General features: G+C 57.7%; 16 protein-coding genes. 2 read left to right on the forward strand and 14 right to left on the reverse strand.

All coding sequences use genetic code 11. From position 1 onward, the window contains the following. Positions 1-114 precede the first annotated feature (114 nt). The 8 genes from AB4N84_RS08880 to AB4N84_RS08915 form a co-directional block, all read right to left on the reverse strand. Positions 115-1,005, reverse strand: a complete 891-nt coding sequence (locus AB4N84_RS08880; RefSeq protein WP_460046031.1) for an ABC transporter permease subunit — start codon at positions 1,003-1,005, stop codon at positions 115-117. Further along, positions 1,002-1,922 carry an ABC transporter permease subunit gene (locus AB4N84_RS08885; RefSeq protein ID WP_074758088.1) on the reverse strand — a complete coding sequence of 307 codons (921 nt, stop codon included), beginning with the start codon at positions 1,920-1,922 and terminating at the stop codon, positions 1,002-1,004. Before AB4N84_RS08885 ends, AB4N84_RS08880 begins: the two co-directional genes overlap by 4 nt. Beyond that, a complete protein-coding gene (gene potA / locus AB4N84_RS08890; RefSeq protein ID WP_074758086.1) occupies positions 1,919-3,061 on the reverse strand; it encodes a polyamine ABC transporter ATP-binding protein in 1,143 nt (380 codons plus the stop codon). The genes AB4N84_RS08885 and potA overlap by 4 nt, the downstream gene beginning before the upstream one ends. A gap of 55 nt (positions 3,062-3,116) precedes the next feature. Next, positions 3,117-4,211, reverse strand: a complete 1,095-nt coding sequence (locus tag AB4N84_RS08895) for a polyamine ABC transporter substrate-binding protein (RefSeq protein WP_074758084.1) — start codon at positions 4,209-4,211, stop codon at positions 3,117-3,119. Positions 4,212-4,478: 267 nt separating this feature from the next. Next, the gene (locus tag AB4N84_RS08900) at positions 4,479-5,576 is read right to left on the reverse strand and encodes a polyamine ABC transporter substrate-binding protein (protein ID WP_074758082.1); all 1,098 of its coding nucleotides are present in this window, start codon (positions 5,574-5,576) and stop codon (positions 4,479-4,481) included. A 242-nt stretch (positions 5,577-5,818) separates the two neighbouring features. Continuing rightward, positions 5,819-7,183 carry an aspartate aminotransferase family protein gene (locus tag AB4N84_RS08905; protein ID WP_074758080.1) on the reverse strand — a complete coding sequence of 455 codons (1,365 nt, stop codon included), beginning with the start codon at positions 7,181-7,183 and terminating at the stop codon, positions 5,819-5,821. A gap of 72 nt (positions 7,184-7,255) precedes the next feature. Then, positions 7,256-8,614 (reverse strand): glutamine synthetase family protein, encoded by a 1,359-nt coding sequence (locus AB4N84_RS08910; protein ID WP_074758078.1) that lies wholly within the window; start codon positions 8,612-8,614, stop codon positions 7,256-7,258. A gap of 42 nt (positions 8,615-8,656) precedes the next feature. Further along, positions 8,657-9,451, reverse strand: a complete 795-nt coding sequence (locus tag AB4N84_RS08915; protein ID WP_074758076.1) for a gamma-glutamyl-gamma-aminobutyrate hydrolase family protein — start codon at positions 9,449-9,451, stop codon at positions 8,657-8,659. 277 nt (positions 9,452-9,728) lie between these two features. Between AB4N84_RS08915 and AB4N84_RS08920 the strand changes: the two genes are divergently transcribed. Both AB4N84_RS08920 and AB4N84_RS08925 read left to right on the forward strand, forming a co-directional pair. Then, positions 9,729-11,105, forward strand: coding sequence for a glutamine synthetase family protein (locus AB4N84_RS08920; protein ID WP_074758074.1), 1,377 nt, complete (start codon positions 9,729-9,731; stop codon positions 11,103-11,105). Between the two features lie 274 nt (positions 11,106-11,379). Continuing rightward, positions 11,380-12,018: a TetR/AcrR family transcriptional regulator gene (locus AB4N84_RS08925; protein WP_460046032.1), complete on the forward strand. Its 639-nt coding sequence runs from the start codon at positions 11,380-11,382 to the stop codon at positions 12,016-12,018. Between the two features lie 200 nt (positions 12,019-12,218). Here AB4N84_RS08925 and AB4N84_RS08930 read toward each other — a convergent pair whose 3' ends face one another. The 6 genes from AB4N84_RS08930 to AB4N84_RS08955 form a co-directional block, all read right to left on the reverse strand. Next, entirely contained in the window at positions 12,219-12,434 is a 216-nt protein-coding gene (locus AB4N84_RS08930; protein WP_062379390.1) for a TOBE domain-containing protein, read from the reverse strand. Positions 12,435-12,485: 51 nt separating this feature from the next. After that, positions 12,486-13,295 (reverse strand): aliphatic sulfonates ABC transporter ATP-binding protein, encoded by an 810-nt coding sequence (gene ssuB, locus AB4N84_RS08935; RefSeq protein WP_460046033.1) that lies wholly within the window; start codon positions 13,293-13,295, stop codon positions 12,486-12,488. Beyond that, positions 13,292-14,080, reverse strand: coding sequence for an aliphatic sulfonate ABC transporter permease SsuC (gene ssuC / locus AB4N84_RS08940; RefSeq protein WP_460046034.1), 789 nt, complete (start codon positions 14,078-14,080; stop codon positions 13,292-13,294). The genes ssuB and ssuC overlap by 4 nt, the downstream gene beginning before the upstream one ends. Before the next feature lie 27 nt (positions 14,081-14,107). Beyond that, positions 14,108-15,073 (reverse strand): sulfonate ABC transporter substrate-binding protein, encoded by a 966-nt coding sequence (locus tag AB4N84_RS08945; protein ID WP_460046036.1) that lies wholly within the window; start codon positions 15,071-15,073, stop codon positions 14,108-14,110. A gap of 278 nt (positions 15,074-15,351) precedes the next feature. Continuing rightward, entirely contained in the window at positions 15,352-15,990 is a 639-nt protein-coding gene (locus tag AB4N84_RS08950; protein ID WP_460046038.1) for a peroxiredoxin, read from the reverse strand. Positions 15,991-16,166: 176 nt separating this feature from the next. Beyond that, on the reverse strand, positions 16,167-17,546 hold the full coding sequence (locus AB4N84_RS08955) for an OprD family porin (protein WP_460046039.1): 1,380 nt from the start codon (positions 17,544-17,546) through the stop codon (positions 16,167-16,169). Between the last annotated feature and the right edge of the window lie 638 nt (positions 17,547-18,184).

The following is an 18,184-nucleotide window of genomic DNA, read 5'->3' on the forward strand; positions in this document are numbered from 1 at the left end:
CTGCGTGGTCACGCCGCTTAGGACGCTCCGCGTCCATCATCAACGACGCAGAGCGTCAGCGGATGCATTCCCACGCGGGGCGGGGGAATGATCATGACTTGCTGCTGGACCCGCTCAAACCGACTCAACCACCTGAGCACGGCGCACATCCGGCTGTTTCCAGCCATCCGCCGCTGCTTCTTCGATGGCTTGCTGGATCGCCTTTCTGCGTTTCTCTTCTGCACGACGGCTGAAGAACCACACCAGGAACGTCGCGATCGACACGGCCAGCAGAATCAGGCTGGCAATGGCGTTGATCTCAGGCTTCACACCCAGGCGCACGGCCGAGAACACTTCCATCGGCAAGGTCGTCGAACCAGGGCCCGACACGAAGCTCGCCAACACCAGGTCATCCAGCGACAGCGCGAAGGACATCATGGCGCCTGCGGCCAGCGACGGTGCGATCATCGGGATGGTGATCAGGAAGAACACCTTCCACGGTCGCGCGCCCAGATCCATCGCCGCTTCCTCGATGGACATGTCGAGCTCACGCAGACGGGCCGACACCACTACCGCCACATACGCCGCACAGAACGTCGTGTGGGCGATCCAGATCGTGACGACGCCACGCTCCTGCGGCCAGCCGATCAACTGCGCCATCGCCACGAACAGCAGCAACAGCGACAGACCGGTGATGACCTCAGGCATGACCAACGGCGCGGTCACCAGACCGCCGAAGAACGTGCGCCCCTTGAAGCGCGTCACGCGGGTCAGCACGAACGCCGCCATGGTGCCGAGGGCAACCGCCGCGACCGAGGTGTAGCAGGCGATTTCCAGCGAACGGGCCACTGCGCTCATCAGTTGGGTGTTGTCGAGCAGGCCGACGTACCACTTCACCGACCAGCCACCCCAGACCGTCACCAGCTTGGAGGCGTTGAACGAGTAAATCACCAGGATGACCATGGGGGCGTAGATGAAGACCAGGCCCAGTACCAACATCAGGTTCGAGAATCGGAAGCCTCTCATGCTTTGCCCTCCAGTTCTTTGGCCTGGCTACGGTTGAACAGAATGATCGGCACGATGAGGATCAACAGCATCACCACCGCCAGCGCAGACGCCACCGGCCAGTCGCGGTTGTTGAAGAACTCTTGCCACAGGACTTTACCGATCATCAGCGTCTCGGGGCCGCCCAGCAATTCAGGGATAACGAACTCACCCACCACCGGGATGAACACCAGCATGCAGCCAGCGATGATGCCGTTTTTCGACAGCGGCACGGTGATCTTCCAGAAGCTGTTGAAGGTGCTCGAACCGAGGTCCGACGCGGCTTCCAGCAGGCTTTGATCGTGCTTCACCAGGTTGGCGTACAGCGGCAGAATCATGAACGGCAGGTACGAGTACACCACGCCGATGTAGACCGCCAGGTTGGTGTTGAGAATCTGCAACGGCTCGTGGATCACGCCGAGCCACATCAGGAACGCATTGAGCAGGCCGTTGTTGCTGAGGATGCCCATCCAGGCATACACGCGGATCAGGATGGCCGTCCAGGTCGGCATCATGATCAGCAGCAACAGCACCGTTTGCATTTCCTTGCGGGCGATAGAGATGCCGTAGGCCATCGGATAGCCGATCAACAGGCACAGCAAGGTGCTGAAGAAGGCCATTTTCAGCGAGCCCAGGTACGCCGAAATGTACAGGTCGTCCCCGGTCAACAACGCGTAGTTGGCGAAGTTGAGCACGATGTCGAGCTTCTGCTCGGCGTACGTGAAGATCTCGGTATACGGCGGAATCGCGACGTCGGCTTCGGCGAAACTGATTTTGATAACGATCAGAAACGGCAGCGCGAAAAACAGGAACAGCCAGAGGAATGGAACCCCGATGACCGCCTGACGGCCATTGGGCGTTATTCGGTTGAGCGCTCGTTTGATTTTTCGAATTTTCATGACCGCAGTACCACGCCGCTGTCGTCTTCCCACCAGACGAACACTTCGTCGTCCCAGGTCGGCCGCGCGCCACGGCGCTCGGCGTTGGCAACAAAGGACTGAACCAGCTTGCCGCAGGCCAGTTGCACGTAGAACACCGAGTGACCGCCCAGATAAGCGATGTCGTGGACCTTGCCGCGCGACCAGTTGTATTCGTACGCCGGCTGCTCGGTGGTGATCAGCAGTTTTTCCGGGCGAATGGCGTAGGTAATGTGCTTGTCTTCCACCGAGGTGCTGACCCCGTGGCCGACGTAGATATTGCGCTCAAGCTCAGGGCTGCGAATCAGCGCGTGACCTTCCATGTCCTCGATGACTTCACCGTCGAACAGGTTGACGTTGCCGATGAACTCACAGACCAGACGGCTGGTAGGGGTCTCATAAATGTCGACCGGGCTGCCGATCTGGGCGATCCAGCCCAAGTGCATGATCGCGATGCGCTGGGCCATGGTCATGGCCTCTTCCTGGTCGTGGGTCACCATCACGCACGTCACACCGACGCGCTCGATGATCTCCACCAGTTCCAGTTGCATCTGCGAACGCAGCTTCTTGTCCAGCGCGCCCATCGGCTCGTCGAGCAACAGCAGCTTCGGCTTCTTGGCCAGCGACCGCGCCAGCGCCACACGCTGACGTTGACCACCGGACAGTTGGTGCGGCTTGCGCTTGGCGTACTGGGTCATCTGCACCAGCTTGAGCATCTCGGCGACACGAGCCTCGACCTCGGCCTTGGGCAGCTTGTCCTGCTGCAGACCGAAGGCGATGTTCTGCGCCACGGTCATGTGCGGAAAGAGCGCATAGGACTGGAACATCATGTTGATCGGACGTTCGTACGGCGGCATGTCGGTGATGTCGACGCCGTCGAGGAAGATCCGGCCCTCGGTCGGTCGCTCGAAACCGGCCAGCATGCGCAGGAGCGTGGACTTCCCTGAACCAGAACCGCCAAGCAAGGCGAAGATCTCGCCCTTGTTGATCTGCAGAGACACATCGTCCACAGCAACCGTCTCATCGAACTTCTTCGTGACCCGATCGATTTTGACCAGCACCTGTTTCGGTTGCTGACCACCCTCAAGGGCTTTTTTGTAGGCGCCGGAGGCAACTGCCATGGGTGAAACTCCCAACTGTTTTTGCGCCCGGCCAATATGGCCGGGCGCCAGGTCTTTATTTACCGGATTTGATCTTGGTCCAGCTGCGCGTCATCACACGCTGAATTTTCGGTGGCAACTCGGAGTTCACGTACAGACGCTGCTGCACTTCCTTCGAGGGGTACACCGATTCGTCGTTGCGAATGTCCTGATCCATCAGCTCGCCCGAAGCCGGGTTCGGGTTGGCGTAACCCACCTGGTCGCTGACTTTGGCAATGACGTCAGGCTTGAGGATGTAGTTGATGAAGGCGTGGGCTGCTTTGACGTCTGGCGCATCGGCCGGAATCGCCAGCATGTCGAACCACAGGTTGCCGCCCTCTTTGGGAATCGAATACGCGATGTTCACGCCCTTGCCCGCCTCTTCAGCACGCGCCTTGGCCTGGAACACGTCACCCGAGAAACCGGCTGCGATACAGATGTCGCCGTTGGCGAGGTCCGTGATGTATTTCGAGGAGTTGAAGTAGGTGACGTAAGGACGGACTTTCAGCAGCTTGTCTTCGGCTTTCTTGTAGTCTTTTTCGTCGGTGCTGTTGGGGTTCAGGCCCATGTAATTCAGCACGGCCGGCATCATTTCATCTGCCGAGTCCAGGAAGGCAACGCCGCACTTTTTCAGCTTCTTGATGTTCTCTGGCTCGAACAGCACGGCCCAGGAATCGATCGTGTCGACGCCCAGCACTTCCTTGATCTTGTCGACGTTGTAGCCGATGCCGTTAGTGCCCCACAGATAAGGCACGGCGTACTGATTGCCGGGATCGTTCTTCTCCAGGCGCTTCATCAGCTCGGGGTCTAGGTTGGAATAATTGGGGAGTTGCGACTTGTCCAGCTTCTGAAACGCACCGGCCTTGATCTGCTTGCCAAGGAAGTGGTTGGACGGCACGACCACGTCATAGCCGGTGTGCCCGGCCAGCAGCTTGCCTTCCAGGGTTTCGTTGGAGTCGAACACGTCGTATTTGGTCTTGATCCCCGTGCTGGATTCGAAATCCGCCAGGGTCGTGGTGCCGATGTAATCGGACCAGTTATAAATGCGGACGGTGGACTCCGCGTAAGCGCCGACGGCGAACGTCAGGCCGGCTCCCAGTAGCAAGCCTTTGGAAAATAAAGAAATAGACACGTGTGCAGTCCTTTTTTAGTAGGTGGGCCTGTTGCCCGTGCCGACGACAGTAACGACTGCCTGTGACAAATCCGGCGCGCAACTTACCTTCGATAAACCCTGCTCGCAAAAAAACTTTCGTTATGGCTGTCCCGACTTGGGACCTGTAGGAGCGCGCTTGCCCGCGAAAGCGGTGTGTCAATGACGCATCCGATTGCGGCCCAGATCAAGCTCACTCCTACACAGCTATGCACGTGCCGCTGATAAGGCGGCACGCTTTGACCAGGCTTATTTGCCCGATTTGATGTTGGTCCAGGCGCGAGTCATTTCACGCTGGGTCGCTGCCGGCAAATCGGCGATCGCGTACAGCTTGGCCAGAACATCGGCTGGCGGGTAAACGCCTGGGTCAGAGGTGATGTCCTTGTCGACGAACTCGGTCGCCGCCGCGTTACCGTTCGGGAAGTGAACGGCGTTGGTGATTTCGGCCATGACTTTAGGCTGCAGCAGGAAGTTCATGAACTTGTAGGCGCCTTCGACGTTTTCGGCGTCTTTAGGAATGGCGACCATGTCGTAGAAGCTGCCAGCACCTTCTTTCGGAATGTTGTAGCTGACCTTGACCTTGCCGCCTGCTTCTTCAGCACGGGCCTTGGCCTGGTAGATGTCACCCGAATAACCCACGGCGACGCAGATGTTGCCGTTGGCCAGGTCCGAAATGTATTTGGACGAGTGGAAGTATGTGACCGAAGGACGAATCTTCAGGAAAAGATCCTGAGCCTTCTTGATATCTTCTTTCTTCTGGCTGTCGGTTGGCAGACCCAGGTAATGCAGCGCCACTGGCAGCATTTCGGTCGGCGAATCCAGGAAACTCACACCGCAGCCTTTGAGCTTGGCGATGTTTTCAGGCTTGAACAGCAGGTCCCAGGAATTGACCGGCGCATCGGCGCCCAATGCGGCCTTGACCTTGTCCGGGTTGAAGCCGATACCGATCGAGCCCCACATGTACGGGAAGGCGTGCTTGTTGTCCGGGTCGCTGACCGAGACGGCCTTGAGCAGCTTCTCGTTCAGGTTTTTGTAGTTGGACAGCTTGGACTTGTCCAGCTCCTGGTAAACGCCGGCCTTGATCTGTTTGGCCAGGAAGTTGTTCGACGGAACGACGATGTCGTAACCGGACTTGCCGGCCAGCAATTTGGCTTCCAGGGTCTCGTTGCTGTCGAAGACGTCATACACCACTTTGATGCCCGATTCCTTTTCGAAATCAGCGATGGTGTTCGGCGCGATGTAATCGGACCAGTTGTAGACATGCAGAACTTTGTCATCGGCGTGTGCCGCAGCGGACACCACGCCCATCAAGGACAACGCGAGGAGGGTTTTGCCAAATTTCTTCATTCGTACAGCTCCAATGTTTTTTATGTTAGCGGCGACTAAAACAACCGTTAGTCTGGCAATTTCCTGGGCGGGCTTACAAGCAGACCGGCCTGCCTTATTGCATAACTTTCAAAGATTTCATCTGCACGCCAACAACCTCACCCTTCTGTGGGAGTGGGCTTGCTTACGATTGCGGTCTGCCTGTGCCGGATACAGTGACTGACACTCCGCTTTCGTGAGCAAGCTCACTCCCACATCCGCCCTCAGCTTTGAAGTGCCTCAAGGGTCAGGTCCAGGCATTTGCGTGCTTTTTCCACCAACTCATCGATCTCGGCGAAGCTGATCACCAGCGGCGGCGAAATGATCATCGTGTCACCCACCGCTCGCATGATCAGTCCGTTATTGAAGCAGAACGTTCGGCAAATCATGCCCGCGCCTTGACCGACATAACGCTCGCGAGTGGCTTTGTCTTTCACAAGCTCGATGGCGCCCAGCATGCCGACGCCACGAACTTCACCCACCAACGGATGATCGCTCAACTCACGCAAACGCTTTTGCAAGTATGGTGCCGTTTCCGATTTCACACGCTCGACAATCTTCTCATCACGCAGGATGCGGATGTTTTCAAGACCGACCGCTGCCGCCACCGGATGACCCGAATAGGTAAAGCCGTGGTTGAAATCGCCGCCTTCGTTCAGCACCTTCACCACCTCATCGCGCACGATCACGCCGCCCATGGGGATGTAGCCCGAGGTCAGGCCCTTGGCGATGGTCATCAGGTCAGGCTTGAGGTCGTAGAAATCGCTACCGAACCACTCACCGGTACGACCAAAGCCACAAATCACCTCATCGGCGACGAACAGGATGTCGTACTTGGCGAGGATCTCTTTGATCTTCGGCCAGTAGGTGTCAGGCGGAACGATCACACCGCCCGCGCCCTGGATCGGCTCGGCGATGAACGCGCCGACGTTGTCTTCGCCGACTTCGAGGATTTTCTTTTCCAGCTGCTCGGCCGCCCAGACGCCGAACGCGTCCGGGGTCATGTCACCGCCCTCACCGAACCAGTAAGGCTGCGGGATGTGGACGATGCCCGGAATCGGCAGATCGCCTTGTTCATGCATATACGTCATGCCGCCCAGACTGGCGCCCGCCACGGTAGAGCCGTGGTAGCCGTTGATGCGGCTGATGATGACTTTCTTGTTCGGCTTGCCTTTGACCGCCCAGTAGTGGCGAACCATACGCAATACAGTGTCGTTGCCTTCGGAGCCGGAACCGGTGAAAAACACGTGGTTCATGCCCTCAGGCGCGACGTCGGAAATGGCTTTGGCCAGTTGCAACGCTGGCGGGTGAGCGGTCTGGAAGAACAGGTTGTAATACGGCAGTTCGCGCATCTGCTTGCTGGCGGCATCGGCCAGTTCGTCACGACCGTAACCGATGGCCACGCACCACAGGCCCGCCATGCCGTCGAGGATCTTGTTGCCTTCGCTGTCCCACAGATAAACGCCCTTGGCGCGGGTGATGATGCGCGGGCCTTTCTCTTTGAGCTGCTTGAAGTCGCTGAACGGCGCCAAGTGATGCTCGCTACTGAGCGCTTGCCATTCGCGGGTTTGCGGGTTGTTGGAACTCATGAAACCACTCCATTGACGGATATCGCGTGTCAGGCGCCACGGACCTTGCAAGGCCGCGTGGCGCCCGTTTCTTCAGACGGCGAAGAGCAGGAATTCCCGCTCCCACGAACTGATCACACGCTTGAAGTTTTCGTGCTCGGCGCGCTTGACCGCGACGTAGCCGGTGATGAATTTCTGCCCCAGGTACTTCTCGATGGTCTTGCTGTTTTCCATCCGCTCCAGCGCGTCTTCGATGGTCAACGGCAAGCGCAGGTTACGACGTTCATAACCGCGACCCACGACAGGTGCGCTCGGGTTGAGGCCTTCGACCATCCCGATGAAACCGCACAGCAGGCTCGCGGCAATCGCCAGATAGGGGTTGGCATCGGCGCCCGGCAGGCGGTTTTCCACACGGCGGTTTTGCGGGCCGGCATCCGGAACGCGCAGGCCGACGGTGCGGTTTTCTTCGCCCCACTCCACGTTCACCGGCGCCGAGGTGTCCGGCAGGAAGCGGCGGAACGAGTTGACGTTCGGCGCAAACAGCGGCAACAGCTCGGGAATCAGTTTCTGCAGACCACCAATGTGCTGCAGGAACAGCTGACTCATGGTGCCGTCTTCATTAGAGAAGATGTTCTTGCCGGTCTCGATGTCGATGATGCTCTGGTGCAAGTGCATGGCGCTGCCAGGCTCACCGGTCATGGGCTTGGCCATGAAGGTGGCGGCCACGTCGTGCTTGAGCGCTGCTTCGCGCATGGTGCGCTTGAACACCAGGATCTGATCGGCCAGCGACAGCGCATCGCCGTGACGGAAGTTGATTTCCATCTGCGCGGTGCCGTCTTCGTGGATCAGCGTGTCGAGGTCCAGGTTCTGCAGTTCGCACCAGTCATAGACGTCTTCGAACAGCGGGTCGAATTCGTTGGCCGCTTCAATAGAGAAGGACTGACGGCCTGTCTCCGGACGGCCCGAACGACCGACCGGCGGCTGCAACGGATAATCCGGGTCGTCGCTGCGCTTGGTGAGATAGAACTCCATCTCCGGCGCCACGATGGGCTGCCAGCCTTGATCGGCGTAGAGCTTGAGTACTTTCTTCAACACGTTTCGCGGCGACAGCTCGATGGGATTGCCTTGCTTGTCGTAGGTGTCGTGGATCACCTGCGCAGTGGGCTCGATGGCCCAGGGCACCAGATACACCGCGTTCTGGTCAGGACGGCAGAACATGTCGATGTCTGCGGGGTCCAGCAGCTCATAATAAATGTCGTCTTCGACGTAATCGCCGGTCACGGTCTGGAGCAATACGCTTTCCGGCAAGCGCATGCCCTTCTCGGCAATGAACTTGTTGGTCGGAGAGATCTTGCCGCGCGTGATACCGGTGAGGTCGGAGATCATGCACTCGACTTCGGTAATCCTGTGTTCTTTCAACCAATCGGTGAGCTGGTCGAGGTTGGTACTCATAAATACCTCAGGGGTGTTATTTCCTGGTCGCCATCATGGCGATCAGGCGTTCTTTAACGCTTGTGCGTCGCGTTGTGCTGCCCGTTTTCGACAGGCATCGCCAAATGCCTTGAAGATAGAAAGATAGTCGGGGTTTTGCGTGACCTGCCACTCCGGATGCCACTGAACGCCCAATGCGAACACATTGGCTGTAGCAAAAGGCGCGCCTTCCGGCACCGAGATCGCTTCAATCAGGCCATCTGGTGCGGTCGCTTCGACCCGCAGACCGGGCGCAAGACGCTCGACGCCCTGGCCATGAATTGAATTGACACGAATTTCTTCTCGCAAACCCAGACCTGCCAATACACCGCCCGGCTCGATGTGCATCGGATGGCTGGGAGCGTATTGAATTTCAACAGGTTCGTTGTCTGGCTCACGATGATCCATGAAGGTTCCCGTCTCGTGAACCTTCTGATGCAGACTGCCGCCAAACGCCACATTCAGCTCCTGAAACCCACGGCAAATGCCCAGCACAGGCACGCCCGCGGCCACAGCGGCACGAATTAGAGGTAAGGTGGTGTGGTCGCGTGCAGGATCATGAGCAGTTCCCGGCGCGCTGGCAGGACCACTATAGTGATAGGGTTCGACGTTGGATGGAGAACCGGTGAAGAGCAAACCATCGACCGCTGCGAGTATGTCGGCTGGATCGATCAGCTCTGCCAGTGACGGCAGAATCAGCGGCAGGCCCTTGGCAGCGACGGCGACTGCGCGGACGTATTTGTCACCACTGATGTGATAGGCATGCGAGCCGATTGGCTGAGTGCAGGCGGTGACGCCGATCAGCGGAAGGCGAGACATGTGACCCCCGGTATTATTGCTGTTATGGGTTGCGACCGAGCTTAGCGTTGTTCATTTTTTTACACAACAGCCCCGTAAAAAATAAAATACGCCCCGCTCAAGATCGCAGTTCCCAACACCTCCAACGGCTGAAATCCGCCCTAAAGTGCGGCAAAAACGGCCTCACGGCGCCTTTTTAGGGCAAAACAGGGCTCTCTTGACTTCATCTGGGCTTTCGGATTGACTGAACCCCGTAATGCTCGATGATTGATATTTTCAACAACAAAGGTGTTGCATCATGTCGGTACCCCCGCGTGCCGTTCAGCTCAACGAAGCGAACGCGTTCCTTAAGGAACATCCTGAGGTTCTATACGTTGACCTTCTGATTGCAGATATGAATGGAGTGGTGCGCGGCAAGCGCATTGAACGCACCAGCCTCCATAAGGTTTACGAAAAAGGCATCAACCTCCCAGCTTCTCTTTTCGCACTGGATATCAATGGCTCGACGGTGGAAAGCACCGGTCTTGGCCTGGACATCGGTGACGCTGACCGAATCTGTTATCCAATCCCCGACACTCTCTGCAACGAACCGTGGCAGAAGCGTCCTACCGCACAACTGCTGATGACCATGCACGAACTGGAAGGCGAGCCGTTCTTCGCCGATCCTCGTGAAGTGCTACGCCAAGTGGTCAGCAAGTTCGACGAGATGGGTCTGACCATCTGCGCGGCATTCGAGCTTGAGTTCTACCTGATCGATCAGGAAAACGTGAACGGCCGTCCACAGCCCCCGCGCTCGCCGATCTCCGGCAAACGCCCGCACTCGACACAGGTCTACCTGATCGACGACCTCGACGAATACGTCGATTGCCTCCAGGACATTCTGGAAGGTGCGAAAGAGCAAGGCATTCCTGCCGACGCGATCGTCAAGGAAAGTGCTCCGGCGCAGTTCGAAGTGAACCTGCACCACACCGCTGACGCGCTGAAAGCCTGCGACTACGCGGTTCTGCTCAAGCGACTGATCAAGAACATCGCCTACGACCATGAGATGGACACCACCTTCATGGCCAAGCCGTATCCAGGCCAGGCGGGCAACGGTCTGCACGTCCACATCTCGATCCTGGATCGCGATGGCAAAAACATCTTCACCAGTGAGGATCCCGAGCAGAACGCCGCATTACGTCATGCGATCGGCGGTGTGCTCGAGACCCTACCGGCGCAGATGGCGTTCCTTTGCCCGAACGTCAACTCGTATCGCCGGTTCGGTGCTCAGTTTTACACGCCCAACTCGCCTACCTGGGGTCTGGACAACCGCACAGTGGCCGTCCGTGTCCCTACCGGCACCGCGGACGCCGTGCGTATCGAACACCGGGTTGCCGGTGCAGACGCCAACCCTTATCTGTTGATGGCATCGGTTCTGGCAGGCATCCACCACGGCATGACCAACCAGATCGAACCGGGCGCGCCTGTTGAAGGCAACTCCTACGAGCAGAACGAGCAGAGCCTGCCGAACAACCTGCGCGATGCATTGCGCGAGCTGGACGACAGCGAAGTCATGGCCAAGTACATCGATCCGAAGTACATCGATATCTTCGTCGCGTGCAAGGAAAGTGAGCTGGAAGAGTTCGAACACTCCATCTCCGACCTTGAATACAACTGGTATCTGCACACGGTTTGACGGTGTGAAATAGCGGTGTGAAATAAAAAGAACGCCCCCAACCGAAAGGCTGGGGGCGTTTTTTATTTTAGACGGCGCGTTTGAATCGATTTCGGTAGCAGTCTGGCTTGCCGGGACTGCGAAACATTGTAGGAGCACGCTTGCCCGCGATGGCGTTGCGTCAGGCATGAAGCATCAACGGACACTCTATCGCGGGCAAGCACTCCTACACCGAACATAATCTGCCCAATGATCTCGCGTACAATGCCCGGACTTTCGCCCTCGAGACGCTTCGATGACCCGCCCCGCCACACCCCGCAAACCCCGCGCACGCAGTCAGGCCCGGATCGATTCGATCCTTGAGGCCGCGCGTACGTTATTGGCGTCTGACGGTGTGGCGAGCCTGTCGATTTACAGTGTGGCCGAACGCGCGGAAATCCCGCCTTCTTCGGTCTATCACTTCTTCGCCAGCGTCCCGGCATTGCTGGAAGGGCTGACCGCCGATGTGCACGCCGCCTTTCGCGAAAGCCTGCAACAACCGATCGACCACGCCCGACTCAACCACTGGCAAGACCTGTCACGCCTGGTCGAGGCACGCATGCTCACGATCTACAGTGAAGACGCTGCCGCTCGGCAGTTGATCCTGGCGCAGCACGGCTTGACCGAAGTCACCCAGGCGGATCGTCAGCACGACGTCGAACTGGGCAACCTCATGCACGCACTGTTCGCCAAACACTTCCAGCTGCCCGCCTTGCCAGACGACATCGAAGTGTTCGCCCTCGCCCTCGAACTCGCCGACCGGGTTTATGCACGCTCGGTACAACTGCACAACGCGATCACGCCGCGCATGGCAGAAGAAGGCCAGCGGGTGTTCGATGCGTATCTTGGCATTTACCTGCCACCGTTCTTGCCCAAGCGCGTGCTTGAGTCCTAACGCATAACCCTGTGGGAGCGAATTCATTCGCGAGACGCCCGTGCAGCCCCCGCATATCTGGCGCCCGATAAATACCATCGCGAATGAATTCGCTCCCACAAGAACGCGCCTCGGCCTGCCGAGCAAGCTGCCGCGTCAAATCCCACACAGCAAAAACCCCGAAGGGCTCGCACCCTTCGGGGTTGATCACAACGCATCGATCACAACTTGGCGATCGACACCTCGGTGGATTTCACGAAGGCGATCACTTCGCTGCCGACCACCAGCTCAAGTTCTTTCACTGAACGCGTGGTGATCACCGAAGTGACGATGCCAGACGCGGTCTGCACGTCGATTTCGGACAGCACGTCGCCAGTGACGATTTCCTTGATGGTGCCTTTGAACTGGTTACGAACGTTGATGGCTTTGATAGTCATGGTCTGTCTTCCTTTGAGTGATCAGTTCCAGAGGCAACATTGCACCTGGATTCAATTGGCCCAACGCAGTTGCGTGGGCAGGGGTGATGACGGTTCGGGTTCGGGCGGGCTGCCTGGCAGCGACAGCACGCGGTTAAGGACTTCGGTTTCCAGCGCGGCAAGCCGGTGTGAGCCACGTGCACGTGGTCGCGCCAGATCGACCTGTAAATCAAGCCCGATGCGGCCTTCTTCGATCAGCAACACACGGTCAGCAATCGCCACGGCCTCGCTGACGTCGTGCGTCACCAGCAACACCGTGAAGCCGTGCTTCTGCCAGAGGTTTTCGATCAATTGCTGCATCTCGATACGGGTCAAGGCATCGAGCGCGCCCAACGGTTCGTCCAGCAGCAACAGGCGCGGTTGGTGAATCAACGCACGCGCCAGCGCCACACGTTGTTTCTGGCCGCCGGACAACGACGCCGGCCACTCGTTGGCGCGCTCGGCCAAGCCGACGGCCTCCAGTGCTTCCAGCGCTTTGCCACGCCAGTCTCCGCTGAGCCCCAGCCCGACGTTGTCGATGATCTTTTTCCACGGCAGCAGACGCGCTTCCTGGAACATCAATCGTGTGTCTTCTCGTGCATCGGCCAGCGAAGCGGACCCTGCGAGCAACTGACCGCTCGAGGGTTGATCAAGGCCGGCAAGCAAGCGCAGCAAGGTACTTTTGCCACAGCCGCTGCGACCGACCACGGCCACGAATTGCCCGGCCGGAATGTGCAGGTCGATGTCTTTGAGGACTTCCCGCGAGCCAAAGGTTTTCTTGAGCTTGCGCACTTGCAGGGGAATCCCGCGCAACAGGTTTGCCGGTTGTTGGAGAGTGCTCATCGCGCGCCACCTTTTGCCACTTGATACGCCGGGTGCCAACGCAGGCAGACCCGCTCCAGACCCCGCGCGGCGAGGTCCGCCAATTTACCGAGCACGGCGTACAACACGATCGCCAGCACCACCACGTCAGTCTGCAGAAACTCCCTGGCATTCATTGCCAGATAGCCGATGCCGGAGCTGGCGGAGATGGTTTCAGCCACGATCAGCGTCAGCCACATGAAGCCCAGTGCGAAGCGCACACCCACCAGAATCGAAGGCATCGCACCCGGTAATATGACGTGCCAGAACAACGCAAAACCGGACAAACCATAGCTGCGGGACATCTCCACCAGCGCCGGGTCGATATTGCGAATCCCGTGATACGTGTTCAGATAAATCGGGAACAGCGTGCCCAACGCCACCAGAAAAATCTTGGCGCTTTCATCGATGCCGAACCACAGGATGACCAGCGGGATCAGCGCCAGATGCGGCACATTGCGGATCATCTGCACGGAGCTGTCGAGCAGGCGTTCGCCCCATTTCGACAAGCCTGTGATGAACCCCAGGGCCAGACCGATGCCACCGCCGATGGCAAAGCCGATGCCGGCACGCCAGCCACTGATTGCCAGATGGGTCCAGATCTCGCCACTGCGCACCAGCGTCACGCCGGCTTCGATGACCGCACTCGGCGCTGGCAGGATTCGGGTCGACAGCCAACCGGCGCTGACCGCCAGTTGCCAGATCGCGAGCAATAAAACCGGTAGCAGCCAGGGCGCCAGTTTGTGGGTTACTTTTTCCACGCTCATGGAGTTGTCTCCTCTCAAGGCCGAGGCTTACTGCGCTTTCGCAACAGCAGCGGGTGGCGTCCAGATCACATCGGCGATGCTGAGCGGTTTGGGGATCAGCTTGAGCTGATAAAACGTGTCGGCGATCTTCTGTTGCGCCGCGACGGTTTCAGGCGTGATGAACAGCGCGCCGTACCCTTGTCGCTTGACCGAAATCCTGGTGATGTCCTCCGGCAGGCCCAACAATGGCGCGACTTGCTTGGTGACTTCGTCGGGGTTGGCCTTGGACCACTCACCCACGGCGCGGACTTCTTCGACCAGCGTCTGAATCACTTTGGGGTGCTGCTGCGCATAGGGCTTGGTCGCCAGATAGAACTGGTTGTTGTCGACGATGCCTTTGCCATCACGCAGCGTGCGCGCTTGCAACTGTTGTTCGGCGGCGGCCTGGTACGGGTCCCAGATCACCCAGGCATCGACACTGCCGCGCTCGAAAGCGGCACGCGCGTCGGCGGGCGGCAGAAAGACGGTCTGAATGTCGGTGTATTTCAGACCCGCGTCTTCCAGCGCCCGCACCAACAGGTAGTGAACGTTAGAGCCTTTGTTGAGGACGACCTTCTTGCCTTTCAGGTCTTTGACCGACGTGATCGCCGAGTCCTTGGGCACCAGAATCGCTTCACTGGTCGGCGCCGGTGGCTCGGACGCCACGTAGAGCAGATCAGCGCCAGCGGCCTGAGCAAAAACGGGAGGCGTCTCGCCGGTGACCCCGAAGTCGATGGAGCCGACATTCAAGCCTTCAAGCAACTGAGGACCACCCGGAAATTCGGTCCATTGCACGTGCACGCCCTGCTCTGCGAGTTTTTTCTCCAGCGACCCTTTGGCTTTGAGCAGCACCAGCGTGCCGTACTTCTGATACCCGATGCGCAAGGTATCGGCTTGAGCTTGTGTTAGGACGCCGAACGACACCGCCGCAGCAAACAGAGCGACCAGGCCTCGACGCAAAATGACAGTGCGCATGGCACGCTCCTTTGCTGTGTAGCTAACAGGTGGCACCTGCTTGCCCGATAGCGGACGAGTAAGGCGTTTGGGGATTCATGACCGGCTACGTATCGCCAGGACGGAGAGACCATAACAGGGGTGTGTTATTCACTAAAATCATATTTATTCATTTGATTAGAACTTAATCGAATATAAGCCTATTTACGTCACGGCTCACTGTAGGGTCCGGCTTGCTACGGGGCGAAATAAAAAAGGGCCGATAAATCGGCCCGAATGTCGTGGTTGAAATCGGTGTATCAGCGATTGGGCTGCGGCGTCAGTCGCAAGTACGGCGTGACGGCTTTATAGCCTTTAGGAAAGCGTTCCTTGATCTCGGCTTCGTCTTTGATCGACGGCACGATCACAACGTCTTCACCGTCCTTCCAGTTCGCAGGGGTGGCGACTTTGTAGTTGTCGGTCAGTTGCAGCGAATCGATCACCCGCAGGATCTCGTGGAAGTTGCGACCGGTGCTGGCGGGATAGGTGATGGTCAGGCGCACTTTCTTGTTCGGGTCGATCACGAACAGCGAGCGTACGGTCAGCGTTTCACTGGCGTTGGGATGAATCAAGTCATACAGCTCGGACACCTTGCGATCCGCGTCCGCCAGGATGGGGAAATTGACGACCGTGTTCTGGGTGGAATTGATGTCATCGATCCACTTGATGTGCGAGTCGACCGGATCCACCGACAGGGCGATGGCTTTCACATTGCGCTTTTCAAACTCATCCTTGAGCTTCGCGGTGAAGCCTAATTCGGTGGTGCAGACTGGCGTGAAATCGGCAGGATGGGAAAACAGTACGCCCCATTTATCCCCCAACCACTCGTGAAACTTGATCGGTCCCAGGCTGGATTGCTGTTCGAAGTCGGGGGCGATGTCGCCAAGTTTGAGGCTCATGCAGTCAGCTCCTTTGGTATGAGAATTATGTCGATACTGTGCCTGCGAAAAAGTCGAAACTGAAAGACCGAATGGCAATGGCGAGCGTCTTTTTCGCTATAAAAAACGGTCATTTAATTTCGTTTCAGACATAAAAAAGCCCCGCCGAAGCGGGGCTCTTTTCAACCAGCCAGTGCTTATTTGAAAGCGTAGGTGTAGTTGAGGATAACGCGAGTCTGGTCGACGTTCTGCTGCAGCGGGTACAGATCGGAATCCGAACGCAGGTTGGCACGACGTACAGTCACACCGAAGCCTTTCAGGAAGCTGTCCTGGAAGACGTAGTCGATACGCATGTCGCGTTCCCACTCAGTACCACGACCACCGGTGGCGCTGGTACGGATCTGGTCACCGTACAGGTAAGCAACCGCAGCCTTCAGACCTGGAACGCCCAGGCGCGCGAAGTCGTACGAGTACTGACCGAACTTGGTCTTCTCACCGGCGCGGGTGAAGTTGGTGATCATACTGTCGGTGAACAGGTAAACGGAGTTACCACCTTCACCTTCGTTACGACCACGGCCGTCAACTACGCTGCCGTTGTTGATGATCGGCATGGCGCCGCTGTCGCTCGAAGACTGGTAACCCAGCATGAAGGCGTGGCCACCCAGGGTATAGGTGAACATTGCGGTCCACAGATCGTTGTCGATCTCGCCGGTGTCGCTACCGGTACCCGAGTAACCGTTACCGGTCAGACGGTAGCCAACGTTGTTGGCCTGGCCGTTCTTGCCATCGGAAGTGCTGTGGAAGTAACGCAGGTCGGATTTGAACGACTGGTCTTCACCGATTGGCAGAACGTGCAGCAAACCGAAGAAGTGCTGCTTGTAGTAGTCTTCCAGGTTGGCGTAGTAGTACTGCAGGGTCAGGTCTTTGGTGAGCTTGTAGTCAGCACCGGCGAACTGGAAGTTGTTGGAGCCCTTGGTGCCACCCGAAACCGACAGGTTGTCGTAGTTGGTGGAGGCACGGCCAGCAGCCTTGGTCAGCTTACCGGCGGTCAGAGTCAGGCTGTCGATGTCCTTGGAAGTGACGATGCCACCTTCAAAGGTTTGCGGCAGCAGACGACCGTCGTTCGATACCAGGATCGGCAGGTTTGGCTGCAGAGCGTTACCGATTTTCAGCTCGGTCTTGGAGATCTTCGCCTTGACGTTGGCACCGGCACGAGCCCAGTCGTGTTGCGGAGTACCGTCGGAGCTGGTCGGCGAAACGGTGTTTGCAGTGCTGCCGTTGGCGGCGCGGTTGTCGATACCGCCGCTCAGGTTGATACCGTACATGCCTTGCACGTCGAGACCGAAGCCTACAGTGCCAGGGGTGTAACCCGAGATGAAGTTGAACAGGAAGCCCTGGGTGGTCTGACGCTGATCCTGGCCTTTAGCACCAGAAGACGACGGCTCACGTGGGTCTTGTTCGAAGTAAAGAGTACGGGAACTGAGGGTTGCCTTGCTGTCTTCCAGGAAACCAGCTGCACCAGCCTGAGTGGCCATTACACCTGCATACACGGCCAAGGCCAGGGTGGACTTCTTCATTGTGTTTCGCTCCTCTTGAATCTAATTTTTGTAGTTCCTTGGTTCTGAGACCTAAGGCTCAAGACCGCGGATGCGCGATTAGCGCTGGCCCGACTCTATGAGTCAATGACCCCAAGACTAATTGACTAGACCGCGTTCACAGCTGGCTGCAAGGTAAGGTAAATCCTTTAAACCCAAAAAGACTTTGTGAGCCTGCTTTTATGCCAAGCAGTTATATGTCACAAGCCGTTTCAGCCGTCCGTTGCGGAGTGTATCGGCGTCTTAACCTAATTCCCAAAAAATATTTCGACTCCGTTCGTCAGATCGATCCGTTTCGGCACATCGTACGACTGGAACTTGACTGTCCAGTCACGGTCCCCGTGCGAAACAGCATGAGAATTAGTGTTGTAACCCTTTGAAAGTAATGAACTTACCAAACGCGTAGACGCGATTGTTACCGTTGTCACCCTGTTCGCCGTCAGTTTTTCACCGAGGTGACGAACAGGCTCATCAGTTAACTGGCAAACCCGACTGTCACGATAGTCTGGCCGCCATTCTGCTCATCACCCATGCTTCCGTTGCTGGCTTTTACCAGACAGACACGGGGCGAAGCACAGACAGTCTTGGCAAGCGGACCGATCCTATTTACAGATTGTGAC

This window comes from Pseudomonas sp. S2_H01, assembly GCF_054668305.1.

Coding starts and splice junctions, on each gene's coding strand:
- AB4N84_RS08880 (WP_460046031.1), bottom strand. CDS start 1,005: ATGAGAGGCTTCCGATTCTCGAACCTGATGTTGGTACTGGGCCTGGTC.
- AB4N84_RS08885 (WP_074758088.1), bottom strand. CDS start 1,922: ATGAAAATTCGAAAAATCAAACGAGCGCTCAACCGAATAACGCCCAAT.
- potA (WP_074758086.1), bottom strand. CDS start 3,061: ATGGCAGTTGCCTCCGGCGCCTACAAAAAAGCCCTTGAGGGTGGTCAG.
- AB4N84_RS08900 (WP_074758082.1), bottom strand. CDS start 5,576: ATGAAGAAATTTGGCAAAACCCTCCTCGCGTTGTCCTTGATGGGCGTG.
- AB4N84_RS08905 (WP_074758080.1), bottom strand. CDS start 7,183: ATGAGTTCCAACAACCCGCAAACCCGCGAATGGCAAGCGCTCAGTAGC.
- AB4N84_RS08910 (WP_074758078.1), bottom strand. CDS start 8,614: ATGAGTACCAACCTCGACCAGCTCACCGATTGGTTGAAAGAACACAGG.
- AB4N84_RS08915 (WP_074758076.1), bottom strand. CDS start 9,451: ATGTCTCGCCTTCCGCTGATCGGCGTCACCGCCTGCACTCAGCCAATC.
- AB4N84_RS08920 (WP_074758074.1), top strand. CDS start 9,729: ATGTCGGTACCCCCGCGTGCCGTTCAGCTCAACGAAGCGAACGCGTTC.
- AB4N84_RS08925 (WP_460046032.1), top strand. CDS start 11,380: ATGACCCGCCCCGCCACACCCCGCAAACCCCGCGCACGCAGTCAGGCC.
- AB4N84_RS08930 (WP_062379390.1), bottom strand. CDS start 12,434: ATGACTATCAAAGCCATCAACGTTCGTAACCAGTTCAAAGGCACCATC.
- ssuB (WP_460046033.1), bottom strand. CDS start 13,295: ATGAGCACTCTCCAACAACCGGCAAACCTGTTGCGCGGGATTCCCCTG.
- ssuC (WP_460046034.1), bottom strand. CDS start 14,080: ATGAGCGTGGAAAAAGTAACCCACAAACTGGCGCCCTGGCTGCTACCG.
- AB4N84_RS08945 (WP_460046036.1), bottom strand. CDS start 15,073: ATGCGCACTGTCATTTTGCGTCGAGGCCTGGTCGCTCTGTTTGCTGCG.
- AB4N84_RS08950 (WP_460046038.1), bottom strand. CDS start 15,990: ATGAGCCTCAAACTTGGCGACATCGCCCCCGACTTCGAACAGCAATCC.
- AB4N84_RS08955 (WP_460046039.1), bottom strand. CDS start 17,546: ATGAAGAAGTCCACCCTGGCCTTGGCCGTGTATGCAGGTGTAATGGCC.